The 20,674-nt window shown below is 73.9% G+C and carries 20 protein-coding genes; 17 read left to right on the top strand and 3 right to left on the bottom strand.

Annotated elements, in window-relative coordinates:
* The first annotated feature begins 36 nt into the window (after positions 1–36).
* Complete coding sequence (locus HCJ93_RS09760) at positions 37–972, top strand: ABC transporter ATP-binding protein (RefSeq protein WP_167993146.1); 936 nt, start codon at positions 37–39, stop codon at positions 970–972.
* Entirely contained in the window at positions 965–1,642 is a 678-nt protein-coding gene (locus tag HCJ93_RS09755; RefSeq protein ID WP_167993087.1) for an ABC transporter ATP-binding protein, read from the top strand. Before HCJ93_RS09760 ends, HCJ93_RS09755 begins: the two co-directional genes overlap by 8 nt.
* Before the next feature lie 1,275 nt (positions 1,643–2,917).
* Here HCJ93_RS09755 and HCJ93_RS09750 read toward each other — a convergent pair.
* On the bottom strand, positions 2,918–3,280 hold the full coding sequence (locus HCJ93_RS09750) for a DUF1330 domain-containing protein (protein ID WP_167993085.1): 363 nt from the start codon (positions 3,278–3,280) through the stop codon (positions 2,918–2,920).
* Positions 3,281–3,518: 238 nt separating this feature from the next.
* Between HCJ93_RS09750 and HCJ93_RS09745 the strand changes: the two genes are divergently transcribed.
* Positions 3,519–5,468, top strand: coding sequence for a PAS domain S-box protein (locus HCJ93_RS09745; RefSeq protein ID WP_240967520.1), 1,950 nt, complete (start codon positions 3,519–3,521; stop codon positions 5,466–5,468).
* Positions 5,469–5,760: 292 nt separating this feature from the next.
* Here HCJ93_RS09745 and HCJ93_RS09740 read toward each other — a convergent pair whose 3' ends face one another.
* Positions 5,761–6,123, bottom strand: a complete 363-nt coding sequence (locus HCJ93_RS09740; protein ID WP_167993083.1) for a hypothetical protein — start codon at positions 6,121–6,123, stop codon at positions 5,761–5,763.
* A gap of 602 nt (positions 6,124–6,725) precedes the next feature.
* Here HCJ93_RS09740 and HCJ93_RS09735 point away from each other — a divergent pair.
* The 14 genes from HCJ93_RS09735 (at position 6,726) to hypE (ending at position 20,150) form a co-directional block, all read left to right on the top strand.
* Positions 6,726–7,811 (top strand): NADH-quinone oxidoreductase subunit B family protein, encoded by a 1,086-nt coding sequence (locus HCJ93_RS09735; protein ID WP_167993142.1) that lies wholly within the window; start codon positions 6,726–6,728, stop codon positions 7,809–7,811.
* Between the two features lie 75 nt (positions 7,812–7,886).
* Positions 7,887–9,665: a nickel-dependent hydrogenase large subunit gene (locus HCJ93_RS09730; protein ID WP_167993081.1), complete on the top strand. Its 1,779-nt coding sequence runs from the start codon at positions 7,887–7,889 to the stop codon at positions 9,663–9,665.
* Positions 9,662–10,231 carry a NifU-related iron-sulfur-binding protein gene (locus HCJ93_RS09725; protein WP_167993079.1) on the top strand — a complete coding sequence of 190 codons (570 nt, stop codon included), beginning with the start codon at positions 9,662–9,664 and terminating at the stop codon, positions 10,229–10,231. Before HCJ93_RS09730 ends, HCJ93_RS09725 begins: the two co-directional genes overlap by 4 nt.
* A 254-nt stretch (positions 10,232–10,485) precedes the next feature.
* Positions 10,486–11,091 carry a DUF5947 family protein gene (locus tag HCJ93_RS09720; protein ID WP_309141361.1) on the top strand — a complete coding sequence of 202 codons (606 nt, stop codon included), beginning with the start codon at positions 10,486–10,488 and terminating at the stop codon, positions 11,089–11,091.
* Entirely contained in the window at positions 11,088–11,726 is a 639-nt protein-coding gene (locus tag HCJ93_RS09715) for a DUF6084 family protein (RefSeq protein WP_167993078.1), read from the top strand. The genes HCJ93_RS09720 and HCJ93_RS09715 overlap by 4 nt, the downstream gene beginning before the upstream one ends.
* An 11-nt stretch (positions 11,727–11,737) precedes the next feature.
* Positions 11,738–13,210, top strand: a complete 1,473-nt coding sequence (locus HCJ93_RS09710) for a hypothetical protein (protein WP_167993140.1) — start codon at positions 11,738–11,740, stop codon at positions 13,208–13,210.
* Positions 13,207–13,722 (top strand): hydrogenase maturation protease, encoded by a 516-nt coding sequence (locus HCJ93_RS09705; RefSeq protein WP_167993077.1) that lies wholly within the window; start codon positions 13,207–13,209, stop codon positions 13,720–13,722. The genes HCJ93_RS09710 and HCJ93_RS09705 overlap by 4 nt, the downstream gene beginning before the upstream one ends.
* Positions 13,723–13,780: 58 nt before the next feature.
* A complete protein-coding gene (locus HCJ93_RS30135; RefSeq protein WP_373563570.1) occupies positions 13,781–13,897 on the top strand; it encodes a DUF6893 family small protein in 117 nt (38 codons plus the stop codon).
* Positions 13,898–14,070: 173 nt separating this feature from the next.
* Positions 14,071–14,466, top strand: a complete 396-nt coding sequence (locus HCJ93_RS09700) for a hydrogenase maturation nickel metallochaperone HypA/HybF (protein ID WP_167993076.1) — start codon at positions 14,071–14,073, stop codon at positions 14,464–14,466.
* 2 nt (positions 14,467–14,468) lie between these two features.
* The gene (gene hypB / locus HCJ93_RS09695) at positions 14,469–15,164 is read left to right on the top strand and encodes a hydrogenase nickel incorporation protein HypB (RefSeq protein WP_167993075.1); all 696 of its coding nucleotides are present in this window, start codon (positions 14,469–14,471) and stop codon (positions 15,162–15,164) included.
* Positions 15,161–17,587 (top strand): carbamoyltransferase HypF, encoded by a 2,427-nt coding sequence (gene hypF / locus HCJ93_RS09690; RefSeq protein ID WP_309141358.1) that lies wholly within the window; start codon positions 15,161–15,163, stop codon positions 17,585–17,587. The genes hypB and hypF overlap by 4 nt, the downstream gene beginning before the upstream one ends.
* Before the next feature lie 10 nt (positions 17,588–17,597).
* Positions 17,598–17,906 carry a HypC/HybG/HupF family hydrogenase formation chaperone gene (locus HCJ93_RS09685; protein ID WP_167993074.1) on the top strand — a complete coding sequence of 103 codons (309 nt, stop codon included), beginning with the start codon at positions 17,598–17,600 and terminating at the stop codon, positions 17,904–17,906.
* Complete coding sequence (gene hypD / locus HCJ93_RS09680) at positions 17,903–19,081, top strand: hydrogenase formation protein HypD (RefSeq protein ID WP_167993073.1); 1,179 nt, start codon at positions 17,903–17,905, stop codon at positions 19,079–19,081. Before HCJ93_RS09685 ends, hypD begins: the two co-directional genes overlap by 4 nt.
* A 70-nt stretch (positions 19,082–19,151) precedes the next feature.
* Entirely contained in the window at positions 19,152–20,150 is a 999-nt protein-coding gene (gene hypE, locus HCJ93_RS09675; protein ID WP_206317185.1) for a hydrogenase expression/formation protein HypE, read from the top strand.
* Here hypE and HCJ93_RS09670 read toward each other — a convergent pair.
* Positions 20,147–20,647, bottom strand: coding sequence for an ATP-binding protein (locus HCJ93_RS09670; protein ID WP_167993071.1), 501 nt, complete (start codon positions 20,645–20,647; stop codon positions 20,147–20,149). The two genes, hypE and HCJ93_RS09670, sit on opposite strands and share 4 nt — an antisense overlap.
* Positions 20,648–20,674 lie beyond the last annotated feature (27 nt).

The raw sequence follows: 20,674 nt of genomic DNA, 5'->3' as shown, positions 1-20,674 counted from the left end.
CTCCTCACCGTGCGAGGCCTGTCCGTGCGGTTCCTGATGCCGGGCGGCCGGCGCATCGCCGCCGTCACCGACGCCCGCTTCGAGGTGGCATCAGGGGAGTGCCTCGCCCTGATCGGGGAGAGCGGCTGCGGCAAGTCCGTGCTCGCCTCCGCCCTGCTCGGGCTGCTTCCCGCCAACACCGAGACCGCGGGCAGCGCCCGCCTCGGCGACCTCGACCTGCTCACCGCCGGCGAGCGCACCCTGGCCCGCACCGTGCGGGGCCGCCGGATCGGCCTGATCCCGCAGAGCCCCGCAGCCCACCTCACCCCCCTACGCACCGTCCGCTCCCAGCTGGAGGAGACGCTCGCCGAACTCACCGGCGTACGCGGAAGAGCGGCCCTGCGCGAGGCCGCGGAGCGGGCCGCACAGCGGGCCGCCTTCCCGCCCGACCACCTCGACCGCCACCCGCACCAGCTCTCCGGCGGCCTCGCCCAGCGCGCCGCCACCGCCCTGGCTCTGGCCGGCGACCCGCCCCTGCTGCTCGCCGACGAACCCACCACCGGCCTCGACCGCCCCCTGGTCGAACGCACCGTCGACGAACTGCGCCGCCATATCGAAGCCGACCGCGACCGCGCCCTGCTGATGATCACCCACGACCTGGCCGCGGCCGAGCGCATCGCCGACCGGGTGGCCGTGATGTACGCCGGACGCATCGTCGAACTCGCCGACGCCGCGGCCTTCTTCGGCACCCCAGGACCCCGCCACCCCTACAGCCGGGGCCTGCTGGACGCCCTGCCCGACCGTGCCTTCACCCCCATTCCCGGCCTGCCCCCGGAACTCGGCGACCTCCCCGCCGGCTGCGCCTTCGCCCCCCGCTGCCCGCGCGCCGACACCTCCTGCACCGAACTCCCGCCGCTGGCCGGCTCCGTCGCCTGCCACCACCCGGTCCGCCCTCCGGTCCCGGCCGCCACCCCGGAGAACGCCCGTGCTTGAACTGCGCTCCGTCACCGCCGGATACGACCGGCGCGCCCCCGTCGTCCGGGAGGCCTCCCTGACCCTCGCCCCCGGCCAGGCCCTCGGCCTGCTCGGCCCCAGCGGCTGCGGCAAGTCCACCCTCGCGCGGGTCGCCGCGCTCCTGCACCGCCCCGACGCGGGCACCCTCCTCCTCGACGGCACACCCGTCCGCCGCTGGCGCCACCGCGCCCCCCGCGAGCAGCGCACCGCCTTCGGCGTGGTCTTCCAGCAGCCCCGCCTCGCCGCCGACCCCCGGCTGCGCCTCGCCGACCTGATCGCCGAGCCGCTGCGCGCCACCGGCCGCCGCGACCAGATCCCCGGCCGCGTGACCGAACTCGCCGAGGCGACCGGACTGACCCCCGACCTGCTGACCCGGCGCCCCCACGAGGTCAGCGACGGGCAGCTGCAACGCGCCTGCCTGGCACGCGCCCTGGTGCTCCGCCCGCGCATCCTGGTGTGCGACGAGATGACCGCCATGCTGGACGCCTCCACCACGGCCGCACTGGTCGCCGCCGTCGAGCGGTACCGGCGGGAGACGGGCGCGGCACTGCTCGCCGTCGGCCACGACCGGACACTGCTCGACCGCTGGTGCGACCGCACGCTGCACTGGCACGAGGTGGCCAGATCCCGCGCAGACGCGCCGACTTGAGCCCGTACAGTCACAAGGGACGCATGCGCCCCCTGCGGCCGGAGGTGTCCGGTGACGGCCTCGTCCCGCGCTGACCAGGTGCGCCCCGCGCGGCCCTCTGCGAGGCGGAGGCTGCCTGATGAGCACCGGCTTCCGGTGAGATGAGCCCCCGGCCAGGTTCAGACGCTTCCCCCGCCTTCCTCGACCTCGTTCACCCGCGGCATCCGGGCCGTGAACCCGAGGCGGCACCCACCGGTGTCACGGATCTGGCGGCGCTGACCGCGCTGCTGTGTGACGCCCGCCATGCGACATGCGTCGCGCTGCCCCGCGGCGACGGCTTCGCCGCTGCCGTGGCCGGCCCGCTCACCGGGATCCGCCCCGGCCCACGGTTGCGCGTCCTGTGCACGGCGGAGTCCGCGGACGGCGTCCTCGAGCGGCTGAGCCCGGCTGGGACAGCCCTCGCAGGACCGGGCGCCGAGGCCGGCGGCAGCCACCGCAGTCACCTCGAAGTGCGGTGTCACGAGGGGCGGTCGCAGCCTGTCGTCGTGGTCGACGCTTCCCCCGCCCTGGTCCGCGGCCGGGCGCCGGCGCCGGGGACCGGGCCACCTGGTCACCGACACAGCCGCCGTACGCGCACTGGATCTTCTCTGCGCCGGAACCCGGGCGCGCAGCCGACGGCTCGGCGGCGCCCTCGCCTCCGGTCCGGGCCGTCCGCGAGCACCTGCGCCGCGAGGTCCCCGAGCACCTGCGGTCCGGTCGGCGGGACGAGATCGCCGCCCGCGAACTGAGCGTCTCCCCGCGCGCCTGTCGTCGGCAGGCAGCGGAACCCATGCGCACCCTCGGCGCGATCTCACGTTTCCAGGCAGGGGCGCGTGCCGTCGAACCGTCGCTGCCGCCCCCTGCTCCTGTGGTCTCCACCCCGCCGGACGTCGCCGGACCGCACCACGGCCAGCCGCCACAGTGAGGACGGCAACGCGACCAGTGGGACGGCGTGGACGGCCCAGCGTGCCCAGCGGGGTGGCGGAGGGGTGGCCAGGGCGGCCTCGTGAGCGGGGGAGACGGGAACGGCAGTGGTCATCGGGTACGGCTGCCTTCTCCTCGGGGCGGCTGCTCGGGGGCGTCCGCCGACGGCGGGTGGGTGCCGTCGGAGGCGAGCCGAGTGCATGGAGCCGGCGACGGCGTCATCCGCGTTCGTGGCAGCTTCCTGCCACCCGGCCGCGCCGTCCGCGAGCCGGGCGGCCGGGGGAGCTGCCTTCGCCGTCCGCGAGCCGGGCGGCCGGGGAGCCGCCCCCGCCGTCACCCCGTGGCTGCCTCACCGGACGGCAGCGCGTCCCGCACGGCCCGGGCCGTGCCCCTCGGGTCGTAGTCCTCGGGGACGCCCTCCACCAGGACGATGTCGGCCTCGCTGTGCCGGGTGCGCAGCGGGGCGATCTCCCGGTAGGCCGGGGAGTTCCACCACGCCCGCGCCTCGGCGATCCCCGGGAAGGCGATCATCACGACGTTCCCGGGCCAGTCACCCTCCACCACCTCGTGCTGCCTGCCGTGCACCAGGAACCGGCCGCCGTACGGCTCGAAGGTGCCCTGGATGCGCTCGATGTACTCGGCGACGTCCGCGTGCGGCGTGACCCGGTGCAGACGGGCGATGGCGTAGGCGGTCATGGCGTCCCTCCGGTCGGACTGTCGGTCGGTCCGTACGCCGTCGATCATGACAGCGGGGGCACAGGTGGTCGATTACCTGCCGGGTAATGAGCCCCGGGTGACCATTCACCGCTCCCGCCGCGCACCGAACCGTCAGGTTCGGCCCGCATAGCGACAGTTGGCGACAATCACGCACCGGCCGTGACCCGGCGCGCTGGGATGGACCCTTACCACTGGCGGCAGCACGGCTGGGTCCGACATGAAGAACAAGACCGATGCGACGGCCATGTGTCCCGTCGCCGCCCGGGAACCGGGCACACAGGTGATCCCCGCGCAGCCCGGAGCGCCGGGAACCGCGGAGGAGCGTTTCCGCGGCCTGCTGGAGGCGGCACCGGACGCCATGGTCATCGTCGACGACACCGGAACCATCAAGCTGGTCAACGCCCAGACCGAGGCGCTCTTCGGCTACCGGCGCGAGGAACTCCTCGGCCAGTCCGTCGAACTGCTCGTCCCGCACCGCCTGCGCGGCCACCACACGCGGCACCGCAGGTCCTACGCCGCGAACCGGCAGGTCCGTCCCATGGGGGCCGGGCTCGACCTGTACGGACTGCGCCGGGACGGCAGCGAGTTCCCGGTCGAGATCAGTCTCAGCCCGCTGGAGACCACCGACGGGCTGCTGGTGTCGGCCGCCGTGCGCGATGTCAGCGACCGCAAGGCCGCCGAGGAACGCATCAGCGAACTGGCCGCGCTGGTGGAGTCCTCCCAGGACGCCATCCTCGCCAAGACGCTCGACGGGTACATCACCTACTGGAACACCGCAGCCCAGCGGCTCTACGGGTACACCGCCGCCGAGGCGACGGGCCGGCACGTGTCCCTGCTCGCCCCGGACGACCGGCACGACGAGGTCACCGCGCTGCTGGGCCGCCTGCGACGCGGTGAGAAGGTGGAGCACTTCGAGACCCTGCGCGTCACCAGGAGCGGCGCGCTGCTGGACGTCGACGTCACCGTGTGGCCGCGGCGGGCCCCGGACGGCACGGTCATCGGCGCCTGTGCCATCGTCCGCGACATCAGCGACCGCAAGCGGGCCGAGGCCGAGCTGACCGAGCTGTACGAACAGCAGCGCCATGTCGCCCTCACCCTGCAGCGCAGCCTGATGGGCACACCCCCCGCCGTCCCCGGACTCGTCACCGCCAGCCGCTACCGGCCCGCCACCCAGGGCGCCGGGGTGGGCGGCGACTGGTTCGACCTGGTCCCGCTCGGCGCCGGCCGGGTCGGCGTCCTGATCGGCGACGTGATGGGCCGTGGCCTGGAGGCCGCCGCCGTGATGGGTCAACTGCGCTCCGCGGCACACGCGTTGGCCAAGACCGGCATGCAGCCCCGGCGGCTGATGCAGACCCTGGACACCTGCGTCGCCGACCTGGACGTCCCGGACCAGCTGGTCACCTGCTGCTATCTCGTCGTCGCCGCCGACCAGGGCGAGGTGACCCTGTGCTCCGCAGGCCACCTCCCGGTCCTGGTCGCCGCACCCGGTGAAACGGCACGCCCCCTGCCCGCCTCGGTGAACGCACCCCTCGGCGTCGGCGGCGTCCTGTACGAGCAGGCCACGTCACCGGTCCCGCCCGGCGCGACCCTGGTGCTGTACACCGACGGCCTGATAGAGACCCCCGACTGCGACATCGAGGACCGGGTCCGCCAGCTGACGTCCGTCTGCGACGCGCTCCTCACCACCCGCGCACCGAGCCTGGACACGGCCGCCGACCACATCCTGTCCGCGCTGCGGCCGGACGCCGAGGGGCACGACGACGACGTCACCCTCCTGCTGGTCCGGCTGCCCGAGGCGCCCCTCGCCTCCGCCACGACGGCACTGTCCGCGCGCCCCGAGTCCGTGCCCGAGGGCCGTTCCTTCCTCGCCAAGACCCTCACCGCGTGGGGCTGCGAGGAGAAGACCGACGACGCCCGGCTCCTCGTCCCCGAGCTGCTCACCAACGCGGTGCAGCACGGCCGCGGACCCGTCACCCTGCATGTGTGCCGGACCCCGGCGGAACTCACGGTCGAGGTGAGCGACGGCAGTTGCCATCTGCCGGAACCCCGGCACGCCGAGGAGGACGAGGAGTCCGGCCGGGGCCTCAACCTGGTCCGCATGCTGGCGGACAGCTGGGGCGCCCGCCCCACCGACGAGGGAAAGTGCACCTGGTTCACCCTGCGGTGACGGGCCGCGGCACGGTGTCCGGAGCGCAGCGCCGGTCCGGGCGATCCGGCACGCCTCCGTCCGACACGCGCCCGTCACTCTCCGGCCTGCGCCGCTCGGCTCCCCCCCCCGTGACGAGCCCCTGCCGCCGCCGGCGCGGGGGGGAGCGGGATCCGGGGCCTTTCTCTGCGGCCGGCGCCGCCCGGCGCGACCCGCCGGGTCGTCCGTACGCGCGGCACAACCTGCGCACCCCGGCCCGCCACGAGCACCTGACGCAGGTGCCCGCGCTCCGGAGCCGCGCCAGGAGTCGCGCTCAGGAGTCGTCCGGATCGACGCCGGTGAACTCCGAGGCGTCCTTGCCGCCGGCGGGGCGCCCGGAGGTGCCCCTGCGCTCGGTGTCCCGCCTGCCCTGCGGTGGCCCGGCGCCGTGCTCCTCACCCCGCCGGGTCTCGCTCTTCACCGCGTCGCCGGGGACGGAGGTGCGTTCCTCCTTCGACGGTTCGCGTCCCGCTCCGCGCGACGGCGCGTGCTCCTCCGGGTGGAAGGAGCGGTGGGCGCTGGGGTTGTCCTGCTGCCGCTTCTCGTCGACGTCGGGCGACCAGCCGTGGTGCTCCGAGCCCTGGTGACGGCTCGGTCCCCGGTCGTCCGGCGATCGTGACTCGTGCCTGCTGGCCATGTGCCGACCTGCCTGTCCGCTGTCGTGTCCGGCGCCTCCCGGGTGGTCCTGCGCCTCGTCGAGGGCACACCTCGCGCGCCCGGACGTCCCGGGTTCCCGTAGGCGGATATTTCACTCATATCGCCCGTCCTGTCGAGCGGGCCGCCCCGCCCCCATCCCGCACCGCCCGCAACCCTTCCATGTGGCGGGAAGCGCGTCTCGGCCGTGGAGCCGGTCCGGCCGGCCGGCTCGTCGAGTGCGCACCGGGGCGGTTCACCACCGAGGTCACCCGACTGGCCGAACTCCGGGCGGCTTCTCCCGGGGCACTCGCCCGGCCCGCCGGGAAGAAGGCCGAGAGCGAGCGGCGGGAGGCCCTCACCCCGCTGGCGGCGGTCAGCGCGCGGGAACCCGACCGCATGCGCAGGATCGTCTTCGACCCCGAGGCGCCGTACCACGCGCCGCGCCGGGCGTTCGTGCGCAAGGAGACCGCGCCCGTGCGACCGCCGCCCGCGTCGTCCGAACGCCTCGGCTCCGCTGCGAAGACGGAGCCGGTGGCCGACGCTTGGCAGGAACCCCAGGGGCCGATGCATCGGCCCGGCCGCATTCCTCCCCGGGAGGCATCGATGAACGCAGCATCCCAGGCCACGAGCGAGGCGCCGGAGGCCGGCGCGGTCGGCACGGACGACAAACCGATCCACATCCTCTGGATCAACGCCGGCCTGAGCTGTGACGGCGACTCGGTCGCCCTGACCGCCGCCATGCAGCCCAGCATCGAGGAGATCGCCCTGGGGGCGCTGCCCGGTCTGCCGAAGATCGCCGTGCACTGGCCGCTGATCGACTTCGAGTGCGGCCCGGTCGGCGGCGCCGACACGTTCATCGAGTGGTTCTTCAAGGGCGAGCGCGGCGAGATCGACCCGTTCGTCCTGGTGATCGAGGGATCCATCCCCAACGAGGACATCAAGCCGGAGGGCTACTGGTCCGGCTTCGGCGACAACCCGGAGACCGGCCAGCCCATCACCACCAGCGAGTGGATCGACCGGCTCGCGCCCAAGGCGCTCGCCGTCGTCGCGATCGGCACCTGCGCCACCTACGGCGGCATCCACGCCATGGCGGGCAACCCCACCGGCGCCATGGGCGTGCCCGACTACCTGGGCTGGGACTGGAAGTCCAAGGCGGGCATCCCGATCGTCTGCGTGCCGGGCTGCCCCATCCAGCCGGACAACTTCGCCGAGACCCTCACCTACCTGCTCTACCAGGCCGCAGGCTCGGCGCCGATGATCCCGCTGGACGACAAGCTGCGCCCCACCTGGCTGTTCGGGGCGACCGTGCACGAGGGCTGCGACCGGGCCGGCTACTACGAGCAGGGCCAGTTCGCGCTCTCGTACGACTCGCCGCAGTGCCTGGTGAAGATCGGCTGCTGGGGGCCGGTCGTGAAGTGCAATGTGCCCAAGCGCGGCTGGATGAACGGGATCGGCGGCTGCCCGAACGTGGGCGGCATCTGCATCGCCTGCACCATGCCCGGCTTCCCCGACAAGTTCATGCCGTTCATGGACGAGCCCCCCGGCGCCAAGCTCTCCAGCACCGGCAGCCGCGCCTACGGCGCGGTGGTCCGCAAGCTGCGCTCCATCACGGCCGACACCGTGGACAAGGAACCGAAGTGGCGCCACACCGGCCGCGAGCTCACCACCGGATACCGGCCGCGGTGGTGAGGCCCCCGCACCCGACCGCCGCCGTCACTCCTCCCGCTCGCACACCCCGACCGACCGAAGGGCAGCACAGACACGATGGCCACGACGACGACCGGTGACAGCGCCGGCCTGGTGGAGATGGCGTGGGACCCGATCACCCGGATCGTGGGCAGCCTCGGCATCCATACGAAGATCGACTTCAAGCAGAAGCGGGTGGCGGAGTGCTACAGCACCTCGTCGGTGTTCCGCGGCTACAGCGTCTTCATGCGCGGCAAGGACCCGCGCGACGCGCACTTCATCACCAGCCGCATCTGCGGCATCTGCGGCGACAACCACGCCACCTGCTCGGTGTACGCGCAGAACATGGCCTACGGGGTGAAGCCCCCGCACCTCGGCGAGTGGGTCATCAACCTCGGTGAGGCCGCCGAGTACATGTTCGACCACAACATCTTCCAGGAGAACCTGGTCGGGGTCGACTACTGCGAGAAGATGGTCCGCGAGACCAACCCCGGCGTCCTGGAACTCGCCGAGCGCACCGAGGCCCCGCACGCCGCCGAGCACGGCTACCGCACCATCGCCGACATCATGCGCTCCCTCAACCCGCTGGAGGGCGAGTTCTACCGGGAGGCGCTCCAGGTCAGCCGGTACACGCGGGAGATGTTCTGCCTGATGGAGGGCCGCCATGTGCACCCCTCCACGCTCTACCCGGGCGGCACCGGCACCGTCGCCTCCGTGCAGCTCTTCACGGACTACATGAGCCGCCTGATGCGCTACGTCGAGTTCATGAAGCGCGTGGTGCCGCTCCACGACGACCTGTTCGACTTCTTCTACGAGGCGCTGCCCGGCTACGAGAACGTCGGCCGTCGCCGGGTGCTGCTGGGCTGCTGGGGCGCCCTCAACGACCCCGAGTACTGCGACTTCACCTACGCCAACATGACCGACTGGGGCCGGCGCATGTTCGTCACCCCCGGCGTCGTCGTGGACGGCGAGCTGGTCACCAACGACCTCACCGAGATCAACCTCGGCATCCGCATCCTGCTGGGCAGCTCCTACTACGAGGACTGGGAGGGCCAGGAGCAGTTCGTCACCCGGGACCCGCTCGGCAACCCGGTCGACCCGCGCCACCCGTGGAACCAGCACACCCTTCCCGCCCCGCAGAAGCGGAACTTCGACGACAAGTACAGCTGGGTGATGTCGCCCCGGTGGTTCGACGGCAAGGACCACCTGGCGCTGGACACCGGCGGCGGCCCCATCGCCCGGCTGTGGTCCACCGCCCTGTCGGGACTGGTCGACATCGGCTACGTCAAGGCGACCGGGCACAGCGTCGTCATCAACCTGCCGCGCACCCTGACCAAGCCGGAGACCACCTTCGAGTGGAAGATCCCGCAGTGGAGCAACGCCCTGGAGCGCAACCGCGCCCGCACCTACTTCCAGGCGTACGCGGCCGCCGTCGCCCTGCACTTCGCGGAGAAGGGCCTCGAGGAGGTGCGCGCCGGACGCACCCAGACCTGGGAGAAGTTCGAGGTGCCCGACGAGTCGATCGGATGCGGCTTCACCGAGGCGGTACGCGGTGTGCTCTCCCACCACCTGGTCATCCGCGACGGCAAGATCGCCAACTACCACCCGTACCCGCCCACGCCGTGGAACGCCTCCGTGCGCGACAGCTACGGCACGCCAGGACCCTACGAGGACGCGGTGCAGAACACGCCCATCTTCGAGGAGAACCCGCCGGACCAGTTCAAGGGCATCGACATCATGCGGGCCGTGCGCAGCTTCGACCCGTGCCTGCCGTGCGGTGTCCACATGTACGTGGGCGGCGGCCGGACGGTGAAGAGCATGCACGTCCCCACCGGCCTGAGCGGCCTGGCCGGATGAGCGGCGCGCAGGGCGCGGCGGAGCGCGGCACGGTGAGCGCCGAGGCGGCCGGGCGCATGGTCGAGGACGTCCTCGACCGGCTCGCCGCCCAGGGCGATCCCGCCGCCTGCGAGGCCGCGGAGGAACTGGTGCGCGCACTCATGCAGTTCTACGGCGCCGGCCTGGCCCGCATCGTGGAACTGCTCCCCGGACCGGCCCGCACCGCGCTGCTCGACGACGACGTGGTGGCGAGCCTGCTGGTGCTGCACGACCTGCACCCGGCCGACGTGCGGACCCGCATCGCCCGGGCACTTCGGACCCTGCCCCACCCCGTGGAGACCACCGGCTTCGACCCCGGATCGGGCACCTTGCGGCTGCGCCTGACCGGATCGTCCGGCTGCGGCTGCGGCAGCACCCGCGAGGCCGTGGAACAGGCGGCCAGGGACGCCCTGGCCGGCCTGGCCCCGGAGGTCACCGAGGTACGGCTGGACGCGGACACCGCCCGCGAGCCGGTCCTGCTGCAGATCGGGTCGGGCCCGCCCGGCGCCCGGAGCACGAACGGCCGCCCGGCCGGCCGGCCCTCGTGAGCGGCGCACCGAGCGCCGAGCGGCGCACGTCCCGTTCCGGCACCGACGGGAGTTCGCACGGCCCCGGCGCCCACGGCAGCGCGTACGCCTCCGGCGCCGAGCGGCCTGAGCACCGCCCCGGCGCCGGGCGGAGCGCGTACGCCTTTGGCGCCGGCCGGGGCGCCCATGGCCCCGGCACCGACCGGACCCCTGCCCCCGGTGACCGGAGGTACGGCCCCGGTGCCGCCGCCCGGCCGCGCGGTCTGGCGCGTTTCCTGGCCCCCCGCGCTCCCCGCGAGGAGCGCTGCGAGCTGTGTGCGACGCCGTTGCCCGGCGAGCGGCACCGGCATCTCGTCGACACCGAGCGCCGGTCCCTGGCCTGCGCCTGCGATCCGTGCGCCCAGGTACTGGAGCGCCCGGGCGCGGCCGGCGGGCGCTTCCGGACCGTCCCCGGCCGCTATCTGACCGACTCTGCGCACGGCATCGACGAGGGGGCCTGGGAGCGGCTGGGCATCCCGGTGGGCGTCGTCTTCCTGTTCCGCAACTCCGCGCTCGGCCGCACGGTCGCCTTCTACCCGAGCCCGGCCGGGGCCACCGAGAGCGAACTGGACCCGGAGACCTGGCAGTCGGTGCTCGGCGGCTCCCTGCTGGCCCGCCTCCTCGAGGCCGACGCGGAGGCGCTGCTGCTGCGCAGGCACCAGGGCCGCGTCGAGTGCCATCTGGTGCCGATCGACATCTGCTACGAGCTGGTGGGCCGCATGCGCCTGCACTGGCAGGGCTTCGACGGCGGTGCCGAGGCACAGGCCGAACTGGCCTCCTTCTTCGCCCATGTCCGCGAGCGGGCCCGCGACGCCCGCCGACCGCGCAGGAGTCACGCGTGACCGAGTTCGCCTTCAGCTGCACCGGCGTGCGCGCCGACCCGTACGCGGCCGGCCCCACCCTGGTGTTCCGGCTGCGCGTCACGGCGTCCCCGGAGACCCGGGTGCACGCGCTGGCGCTGCGCTGCCAGATCCGCATCGAACCCGCCCGGCGCGCCTACGACGACACCGAGGCGGCCGCCCTGGGCGACCTGTTCGGGGAGCGTTCCCGGTGGGGGAGCAGCCTCAACCCCGTGCAGTTCGCCCAGGTCCCGCTGATGGTGCAGGGCTTCACCGGCGAGACGGAGGCCGACCTGCCGGTGCCCTGCACCTACGACATGGACATCGCCTCCACCCGCTACTTCCACGCACTCGACGACAGCGACGTCCCCCTGCTGATGCTGTTCTCCGGGACCGCCTTCACCGGCGCCGGCGGCTTCCACGTCGAACCGGTCCCCTGGGACCGGGAGGCCGCCTTCCGGATGCCGGTGAAGATCTGGCGGGAGATGATCGAGCAGCACTTCCCGGGCTCGGCCTGGGTGCGGCTGCCCAGGGACACCATGGACGCGCTGCTCGCCTACCGCTCCGGCCGGGCGCTGCCCTCCTGGGAGGCGACCGTGCACCGGCTGCTGGCGGCGGCCGGGGAGGCCACACCGTGACCACGACACCCATGACGACGTTCCCCCCGGCGACCGAGAACCGCCTGGCCGCCGCCCGCCAGGTCGCCGACGCCGTGCTGTTCGAGGGATACGTGCTCTACCCGTACCGGGCGTCGGCCGCGAAGAACCGGCTGCGCTGGCAGTTCGGGGTGCTGGTGCCGCCGTCGTGGACCACCACCGCCGACGAACACGACTTCCAGCACACCGAACTGCTGATGGAACCCCGGCGCGGCGCGGTCCTCGCCGTCGAGGTGCGCTTCCTGCACGCCCAGCGGCGCACGGTCCAACGAGCCCTGCCGGGCGGCGGGTTCGAGACCGTGCCCGAACTCCGTCTCGACGACCGGGTCCTGGTCCCCTGGGACGAGGGCACCGAGGAACAGGTCCGCTTCACCGTACCCGTCGCCGAACTGACCGGCGACGGCCTGGAGGTGCCCTTCTCCCGCCCCGCGGCCGAGGAGACCGAGCCGGTCGAGGACGCCGGGGGGCAGCTCGTGGGACGCCTGGTGCGGCGCCGCGCGGACCTCGCCGGCCGCGTCCGCCTGTCGGCGCAGCCCCTGGACGGCCCGTACACCGCCCAGCGCCTGACCCTCGTGGTGGAGAACACCAGCACCTGGCAGCCGGCCGAGAGCCAGGACCGCGACGCCGCCCTGCTGCGCTCCCTGGTCGCCACGCACACCCTGCTGCACCTGGACACCGGCGCCTTCCTGTCGCTGACCGGCCCGCCGGAGTGGGCCGCACCGGCCGCCGCCGCCTGCCGCAATCTGCACACCTGGCCCGTCCTGGCCGGGGAGCCGGACTCCCGCGACCTGGTGCTCTCCTCACCGATCATCCTCGAGGACCACCCGGCCATCGCCCCCGAGAGCCCCGGCGCCCTGTACGACGCCACGGAGATCGACGAGATCCTGGCGCTGCGCACCGCGGCCCTCACCGACGAGGAGAAGCGGGAGGCCAGGGGCACCGATCCCCGGGCCGCCGCGGTGATCGACCTGGCCGACTCGATGCCGCCCGAGGTGCTGGAACGCCTGCACGGCGCGGTGCGCGGCCTGCGCGAGATCACCACACCGGGTGCGCCCGCGCCGTACCCGCCCGCAGCCGGTGAGGTCCCGGTCCTCCGGGAGAGCACCGACCCGGCCGGGGGACCTCCGGGGTCCGGCTTCCCCCGCCCGGAGGCCCCCTGGTGGGACCCCGGCGCGGACCCCTCCGTCGACCCGGCACGGGACCACGTCCTGATCGACGGACACGAGGTCCGGGCGGGCAGCCGGGTGGTGCTGCGGCCCCGGCTGCGGCACACCGACGCCCAGGACCTCTTCCTCGACGGCCGGCGGGCCGTGGTGGAGGCGGTGCTGCACGATGTCGACGGCGGGGTGCACATCGCGGTCACCGTCGAGGACGACCCGGGCGCCGACATCCGCCGGGAGCAGGGCCGCTACCTCTACTTCCAGCCCGACGAGGTCGTCGTCGCGAGCACCGAGGAGGACGCGTGAGCAACGCAGCCGGCAGTCCCGCGCGCACGCTGGTCGCCGGGGTGGGCAACATCTTCCTGGGCGACGACGGCTTCGGCGTCGAGGCCGCCCGCGTCCTGGCCGGGCAGGACCTCCCGGAGGGCGCCGAGGTCGCCGACATCGGCATCCGCGGCGTGCACCTGGCCTACCAGCTGCTCGACGGCTACGACACGCTCGTCCTCCTCGACGCGACGGCCCGGGGCGGCGAGCCGGGCACGCTGTACCTCATCGACGCCACCGACCCCGCGACCCGGCGGCAGCCGGACGGCGTCGCCCTGGACGGTCACCGCATGTCCCCGGACGCCGTACTGGCGCTGCTCGACTCCCTGTGCGCGGGCACCGGCGCACCACCCCCGCGGCGCACCCTGGTGGTGGGCTGCGAACCGGCCCGCGTCGAGGAGGGCATCGGCCTCAGCCCTCAGGTGGCCGCGGCGGTGCCCGAGGCGGTGCGCATGGTCGGTGAACTGATCCGGGCCGAGGCCGCCGTGCCCTGAACCGCCCCGGCCGGACGCCTCCGTCCTCGCCTCCTCGCCCCACCCATCGGAGGGAACCATGAACAAGCGAGTCATCGGCGGAACCGCCGCCACGGTCACGGCCACCGCGCTCGCCGCCGTCCTCGCGGCGCTCTGGCCCGACCTGCAGCGCTATCTGCGCATCCGCAGGATGTGACGCACGTCTCGAAGAGCGCCCCCGAGACCGGTCCGGGCCGGGCCGTGCACCGATCGGGTTGTCCGGCCGTCCCGGCGCGGCGTGCCGGGGGGTGCACCGCGTGCGCCCCGCCTCTAATGGGTCTCGGAGCACTTTTCCGGCGAGCACCTTCCCCGGCCAAGGACGGAGCGGCGATGCACGAGATGTCCGTCGCGCTGTCGGTGGTCGACCAGGTCGAGCAGGCGGCGCGGGCCAACGGGGCGCGGGGAGTGCGGCAGGTCCGGGTGGACATCGGCGAACTGGCCGGGGTCGTTCCGGACTCGCTCGCCTTCTGCTTCGAACTGGCCTGCGCCGGGACCGCTCTGGAGGGCGCCCGGCTGGTGATGCGCCCCGTGCCGGGCCGGGCGAGCTGTGCACCGTGCGGGCGCACCTGGGACACCGGGATGCCGCCCGACCTGGTGTGCGCACGGTGCCGCTCGGCCGCGACCGAGCTGCTGTCGGGGCGCGAGCTGCGCATCACCCAGGTGCAGTGGACCACCGAGGCCGCCGCGCCCCCGCCCGCACCCGCCGGTCGAACCGAGGAGAACTGACCATGTGCCGCACAGTCGACCTCCGGCAGGCCGTGCTCGCCAAGAACGCCATGGCCGCGAACATCCTGCGCAGCGAACTCACCGCCCGCGGCACCACAGTGATCAACCTGCTGTCGAGCCCCGGCAGCGGCAAGACGGCCCTGCTGGAGCGCGAACTGCTGCTCGCCAGGGAGCGCGGCATCACCGCCGCGGCCCTCACCGCCGACCTCGCCACGGAGAACGACGCCACCCGCCTGGCCCGTTCCGGCGTCCCCGTCAAGCAGGTCCTCACCGACGGGCTGTGCCATCTGGAGGCGGACATGCTCGCCGGCCACCTGCACGACTGGCTGCCCGAGGACACCCGGCTGCTGTTCGTGGAGAACGTGGGCAATCTGGTCTGCCCGGCCTCCTACGACCTGGGCGAGACACTGCGCGTGGTGCTGGCCTCCGTCACCGAGGGCGAGGACAAGCCGCTGAAGTACCCCACCGCCTTCGGCCTGGCCAACCTGGTCGTCGTCACCAAGTCCGACCTGGCCGGACCCGCCGGGTTCGACGAGGCCGCGTTCCGGGACCACGTGGAGCGGGTCAACCCGGGCGTGGAGGTGGCGCTCACCTCCGTGCGCAGCGGGGAGGGCGCCGGGGTGCTGGTCGACCGGGCCCTCGCCGCCGCCGAGGGACACGCCGTCCACGCCCCGGTGATGGCCCGGGCCGAGGCGTGAGCGCCACCCCGGGTGTCGACGCCCCCGAGCGGGACGGGCGGACCGTCCGACGGGCCCGGATCGTCGTACGGGGCGTGGTGCAGGGCGTGGGCTTCCGGCCGTTCGTGCACGGGCTGGCCACCCGGCTGCGGCTCGCGGGGCATGTCACCAACACCGGCGAGGGCGTCGTGGTGGAGGTCGAGGGCCCGCCGGAGGCCGTGGACCGCTTCCGCTCCCGGCTCGCCCCGGAGGCGCCGCCGCTGGCCTCGGTGGAGTCGGTCGAGTCCGCCGAGCTTCCGGCCACCCTGGAGAGCGGCTTTCACATCGTCCCGTCCCGTACGGACGGACCCGTACGCACGCTGGTGGCACCCGACACCGCCACCTGCGACGCCTGCCTGAAGGAACTCGCCGACCCGCACGACCGCCGCCACCGCCACCCCTTCATCACCTGCACCCACTGCGGCCCGCGCTTCACCATCGTCACCGGCCTCCCCTACGACCGCGCGCACACGACGATGGCGCGGTTCCCGCTCTGCCCGGACTGCGAGCGCGAGTACCACGACCCCGCCGACCGCAGATTCCACGCACAGCCCGTCGCCTGCCCCCGCTGCGGCCCGCGGCTGAGTTTCGTCCCCGCGCAGGCCGGCCCGGACGGCGCCGTGCACGGAGCGGCGGCCCTCGCCGAGGCCCGTGCCCTGCTCGCCGCCGGCGGCATCCTCGCCGTCAAGGGCCTCGGCGGATACCACCTCGCCTGCGACGCCACCCGCACCGGCACCGTCACCGAACTGCGCCGCCGCAAGGCGCGGGGCGACAAACCGTTCGCGCTGATGGCCCGGGACGTCCGCGACATCGAGCACCTCGTCCACCTGAGCCCGCCCGAACGGCAGTTGCTCACCGGACGGGTGCGCCCCGTCGTCCTGCTGCGCCGGCGCAGCGGCACGGGTCACCCGGCCGGACGCCCCGTGCCCGCCGAGGCGGTCGCCCCCGGCAGCCCGGACCTCGGGATCATGCTGCCGTACACGCCGCTGCACCACCTCCTGCTCGCGCCGGCCCGTCCGGGCACCGACGACGGCCCGGCGCCCGGCCTGCTGGTGATGACCAGCGGCAACCTCTCCGGGGAGCCCATCGTCACCGACGACGCGGCGGCCCTGGAGCGCCTGGCCGGGCTCGCCGACGCCTGGCTGATGCACGACCGGCCCATCCAGGTGCCGTGCGACGACTCCGTGGTGCGGGTCTGCGACGGCGAGCCGCTGGTGCTGCGCCGCTCCCGCGGCTACACCCCGCTGCCGGTCACGCTGCCCGTGCGGGTCGACGCGGCGCTCGCGACCGGCGGCGACCTGAAGACCGTCCTCTGCCTCGGTCAGGGCGACAAGGCCTGGCTGTCCGCGCACATCGGCGACATGGACGACCTGGCCACCCAGCGCGCCTTCGGCCGTGCCGAGCGGCAACTGGAGTCGGTCACCGGCGTACGCCCCGGACTCCTCGTCACCGACACGCACCCCGCCTACCGTTCGGCCGCCTGGGCGAGGCAGCACGCCGACGGCCGTACGGTGGCCCGGGTGCAGCACCATCACGCCCACATCGCCTCGGCGCTCGCCGAGCACGGCGTACCGGCGGACACCCAGGTGATCGGGGTCGCCTTCGACGGCACCGGGCACGGCGACGACGGAGCCGTCTGGGGCGGCGAGTTCCTGCTCGCCGGCTACGGCGGCTTCCGCCGCTTCGCCCACCTGTCCTATGTGCCGCTGCCCGGCGGGGACGCCGCCGTGCGCCGCCCGTACCGCATGGCCCTGGCCCACCTGCACGCCGCGGGACTGACCGCCGACCCGGACCTGCCCTGCACGTCCGCCTGCCCGGCCCCCGAACTCGCCGTGCTGCGCACGCAGTTGACCCGCGGCCTGGCCTGCGTACCGACCTCCAGCATGGGCCGCCTCTTCGATGCCGTCGCCTCGCTGTCCGGGGTCTGCCACCACGCCGGCTACGAGGCGCAGGCCGCGATCGAGCTGGAGGCGGCGGCCGTCGCGGCGGGTGCCGTGCCCGAGGACCCGCGCTACGCCTTCGACCTGACCGGCGAGGGACCACCGGACGGCCCATCGCTGACCGCGGATCCGGCGCCGCTCCTCGCGGCCGTCGCGGCGGACGTACGGCAGGGAGTACCGGCCCCCGTGATCGCCGCCCGCTTCCATCTGGCCGTCGCCCGGATGGTGCGGGCGGTGTGCCGCGCCGCCCGCGAGGCGTCCGGCCTGCACACGGTGGCGCTGACCGGAGGCGTCTTCGCCAACACGCTGCTCTCCTCGGCCTGTGCGCGAGGGCTGCGGGAGGACGGATTCACCGTACTGCGCCATCGCGAGATCCCGCCCAACGACGGCGGGCTGGCCCTCGGTCAGCTCGTCGTCGCCGCACGGACCGGTGCCGGGGGCGCGGCAGTTGAGCATCAGCAGTGAGGAGACACGCATGTGCCTGGCGGTACCCGGCAGGGTGCTGGCCGTCGAGGAACGGGACGGCACCCGGATGGCCACCGTCGACTTCGGCGGAGTGGTCAAGGACGTGTGCCTGGAGTACCTGCCCGATCTGAAGGTCGGGGAGTACGCCATCGTCCACGTCGGCTTTGCCCTGCAGCGGCTGGACGAGGAGTCCGCACGCCGGACCCTCGAGCTGTTCGAGAACCTCGGCATGCTCGAGGAGGAGTTCGGCGACCCGTGGGAACAGGCCGCGCAGGCCGGATCGGCACAGGGTGACCTGGCCGGGGAGGTGCGGCAGTGAAGTACATCGACGAATTCCAGAATCCCGAGCTCGCGCAGCGGCTGCTCGACGACATCAAGGCCACGGTGACCAGGCCGTGGGCGCTGATGGAGGTGTGCGGCGGGCAGACGCACACCATCATCCGGCACGGCATCGACCAACTTCTCCCCGAAGGCGTCGAGTTGATCCACGGACCCGGCTGCCCGGTGTGCGTGACCCCGCTGGAGGTCATCGACAAGGCCCTGGAGATCGCCTCCCGACCCGACGTGATCTTCTGCTCCTTCGGCGACATGCTCCGCGTGCCCGGCACCGGACGGGACCTGTTCCAGGTGCGCGGCGAGGGCGGCGACGTACGCGTCGTCTACTCCCCGCTGGACGCGCTGCGCATCGCCGAGGAGAACCCGGACCGGCAGGTGGTCTTCTTCGGCATCGGCTTCGAGACCACAGCCCCGCCCAACGCCATGACGGTGTACCAGGCCCGCAAGCGCGGCATCCGCAACTTCAGCCTGCTGGTCTCGCACGTCCGGGTCCCGCCCGCCATCGAGGCGATCATGCGATCGCCCGACTGCCGGGTGCAGGGCTTCCTGGCCGCCGGCCACGTCTGCAGCGTGATGGGCACCCAGGAGTACCCGGAACTCGCCGAACGCTTCAAGGTGCCCATCGTCGTCACCGGCTTCGAACCCCTCGACATCCTCGAGGGCGTCCGGCGCACCCTGCGGCAGCTGGAGCGCGGCGAGCACACCGTCGACAACGCCTACCCGCGCGCGGTGCGGGCCGAGGGCAACCCGGCCGCGCGGGCCATGCTCGACGACGTCTTCGAGGTCACCGACCGCTCCTGGCGCGGCATCGGCGTCATCCCCGACAGCGGCTGGCGGCTGTCCTCCCGCTACCGGGACTACGACGCCGAGTACCGCTTCGACGTCGGCGACATCACCACCCGGGAGCCGGCCGCCTGCCGCAGCGGCGAGGTGCTGCAGGGCCTGCTCAAACCCCATGAGTGCGAGGCCTTCGGCACGACCTGCACGCCGCGCACCCCGCTCGGCGCCACGATGGTCTCCAGCGAGGGCGCCTGCGCGGCCTACTACCTCTACCGGCGTCTCGACCTGCCGACCCGCCCGGCCGCGGCGACCGCCGACCGGGCCACCGCCACGGCCCCGGCTCCGGCCCCGGACCTGGAGGGCAGCCCCGTTGTCTGACACCAACACCACCGTCGACGCCCTGTCCTGGACCTGCCCCGCCCCCCTGCGCGACCGCCCCCGGGTGGTGATGGGGCACGGGGGCGGCGGCGCGATGTCCGCGGAACTCGTCGAGCAGGTACTGCTTCCTGCCCTCACCGGGTCCGACCGGGCTCCCGCCCCCCTCACCGACTCCGCGGTGGTCGAACTCGGCGGCGCCCGCCTCGCCTTCTCCACCGACTCCTTCGTCGTCCGCCCGCTGTTCTTCCCGGGCGGCAGCATCGGCGACCTGGCGGTCAACGGCACCGTCAACGACCTCGCCATGAGCGGCGCCCGCCCCGCCTTCCTGTCCTGCGGGCTGATCCTCGAGGAGGGCGTCGGCATCGACACCGTCACCCGGGTCGCCGAGGCGATCGGCGCCGCCGCCCGCACCGCGGACGTCCGGGTGGTGACCGGCGACACCAAGGTGGTGGAGGCGGGCCACGGCGACGGCGTCTACATCAACACCGCCGGCGTCGGCCTGGTCCCCGCCGGGATCGACCTGCGCCCCGACCGGGTGGTGCCCGGCGATGTGATCCTGCTCAGCGGCCCCATCGGCCTGCACGGCGTCGCGATCCTCAGCGAGCGGGAGAACCTGGCCTTCGAGAGCGACGTCCGCAGCGACTGCGCCCCGCTCGGCGGCCTGGTGGAGGCGATGCTCTCGGTCACCACCACGGACCTGCACGTCCTGCGCGACCCCACCCGCGGCGGCCTGGCCGCCTCCCTCAACGAGATCGCCACGGCCGCCGGCTGCGGCGTCGTCGTCCAGGAGCGCGCCGTCCCCGTGCCCCCGTCGGTCGCCGGGGCCTGCGCCATGCTCGGCCTGGACCCGATGTACGTGGCCAACGAGGGCAAGCTGGTCGCCTTCGTGGCCCGGGAACACGCCGACGCCGTCCTCGCCGCCATGCGGGCCCACCCGCTGGGCGCCGAGTCCGCGATCATCGGCGAGGCCGTCGCCGACCACCCGGGCATGGTGGTGGCCCGCACCGGCCTCGGCGGCACCCGTGTGGTGGACATGCCACTGGGGGAGCAGCTGCCTCGGATCTGCTAGCCGTCGAGATTCCGGGCGGTGCCCGGCGGGCCTGGGGAAGGGCCCGGCGTCGAGAGCACCGCACGGACGGTCTTCCCGGCCGGCGGGTACGGCACGCAGTCCCAGTGATCGGCGAGAGCGGCGATCAGCGTGAGTCCTCGGCCGCCGGTCCGGAGCGCGCCGGGGTCTCCCGTGGCCGCCGGGAGCCGCGGGTGGAGGTCTCCCCGGGCGTCACTGACCTCCACCCGCAGCAGCCCGCACGCCGGGTCGGACACCAGCGTCAGCCGGAAGCAGCGGCCCGGCACATGCCCGTGCAGCACGGCGTTCGCCGCGAGTTCGGCGATGACCACCTCGGCACGCTCCACGAGGTCCTGCGGCACCTCCCAGGAGCGGAGCTGCCCCACCCCCAGCAGGCGGGCGAGCCGGGCGCCGCGCCGTGTGGCCGAGAGCAGCTGGGTGAAGCCGCGCGAACAGGGGGCGGGGTGAGGGGTGGTGTGCGGGGGAGCGCTCTGGTTCATGACGCCAGCGTGACGTCCGCTCGCGGC

Source organism: Streptomyces composti (assembly GCF_012034205.1).
In the GTDB taxonomy this organism is placed as follows: Bacteria; Actinomycetota; Actinomycetes; order Streptomycetales; family Streptomycetaceae; genus Streptomyces; species Streptomyces composti.
Note: the sequence above shows the minus strand (reverse complement) of the source record. Positions and strands in the feature narration are given on the sequence as shown.

What these genes read in the sequence shown, in the direction of transcription:
- HCJ93_RS09710 (WP_167993140.1), top strand. Translation starts at nt 11,738, where the DNA reads ATGACGACGTTCCCCCCGGCGACCGAGAACCGCCTGGCCGCCGCCCGC.
- HCJ93_RS09760 (WP_167993146.1), top strand. Translation starts at nt 37, where the DNA reads ATGCCGGGCGGCCGGCGCATCGCCGCCGTCACCGACGCCCGCTTCGAG.
- HCJ93_RS09745 (WP_240967520.1), top strand. Translation starts at nt 3,519, where the DNA reads ATGAAGAACAAGACCGATGCGACGGCCATGTGTCCCGTCGCCGCCCGG.
- HCJ93_RS09725 (WP_167993079.1), top strand. Translation starts at nt 9,662, where the DNA reads ATGAGCGGCGCGCAGGGCGCGGCGGAGCGCGGCACGGTGAGCGCCGAG.
- HCJ93_RS09730 (WP_167993081.1), top strand. Translation starts at nt 7,887, where the DNA reads ATGGCCACGACGACGACCGGTGACAGCGCCGGCCTGGTGGAGATGGCG.
- HCJ93_RS09670 (WP_167993071.1), bottom strand. Translation starts at nt 20,647, where the DNA reads ATGAACCAGAGCGCTCCCCCGCACACCACCCCTCACCCCGCCCCCTGT.
- HCJ93_RS09735 (WP_167993142.1), top strand. Translation starts at nt 6,726, where the DNA reads ATGAACGCAGCATCCCAGGCCACGAGCGAGGCGCCGGAGGCCGGCGCG.
- HCJ93_RS09700 (WP_167993076.1), top strand. Translation starts at nt 14,071, where the DNA reads ATGCACGAGATGTCCGTCGCGCTGTCGGTGGTCGACCAGGTCGAGCAG.
- HCJ93_RS30135 (WP_373563570.1), top strand. Translation starts at nt 13,781, where the DNA reads ATGAACAAGCGAGTCATCGGCGGAACCGCCGCCACGGTCACGGCCACC.
- hypB (WP_167993075.1), top strand. Translation starts at nt 14,469, where the DNA reads ATGTGCCGCACAGTCGACCTCCGGCAGGCCGTGCTCGCCAAGAACGCC.
- HCJ93_RS09740 (WP_167993083.1), bottom strand. Translation starts at nt 6,123, where the DNA reads ATGGCCAGCAGGCACGAGTCACGATCGCCGGACGACCGGGGACCGAGC.
- hypE (WP_206317185.1), top strand. Translation starts at nt 19,152, where the DNA reads ATGGGGCACGGGGGCGGCGGCGCGATGTCCGCGGAACTCGTCGAGCAG.
- HCJ93_RS09685 (WP_167993074.1), top strand. Translation starts at nt 17,598, where the DNA reads ATGTGCCTGGCGGTACCCGGCAGGGTGCTGGCCGTCGAGGAACGGGAC.
- HCJ93_RS09750 (WP_167993085.1), bottom strand. Translation starts at nt 3,280, where the DNA reads ATGACCGCCTACGCCATCGCCCGTCTGCACCGGGTCACGCCGCACGCG.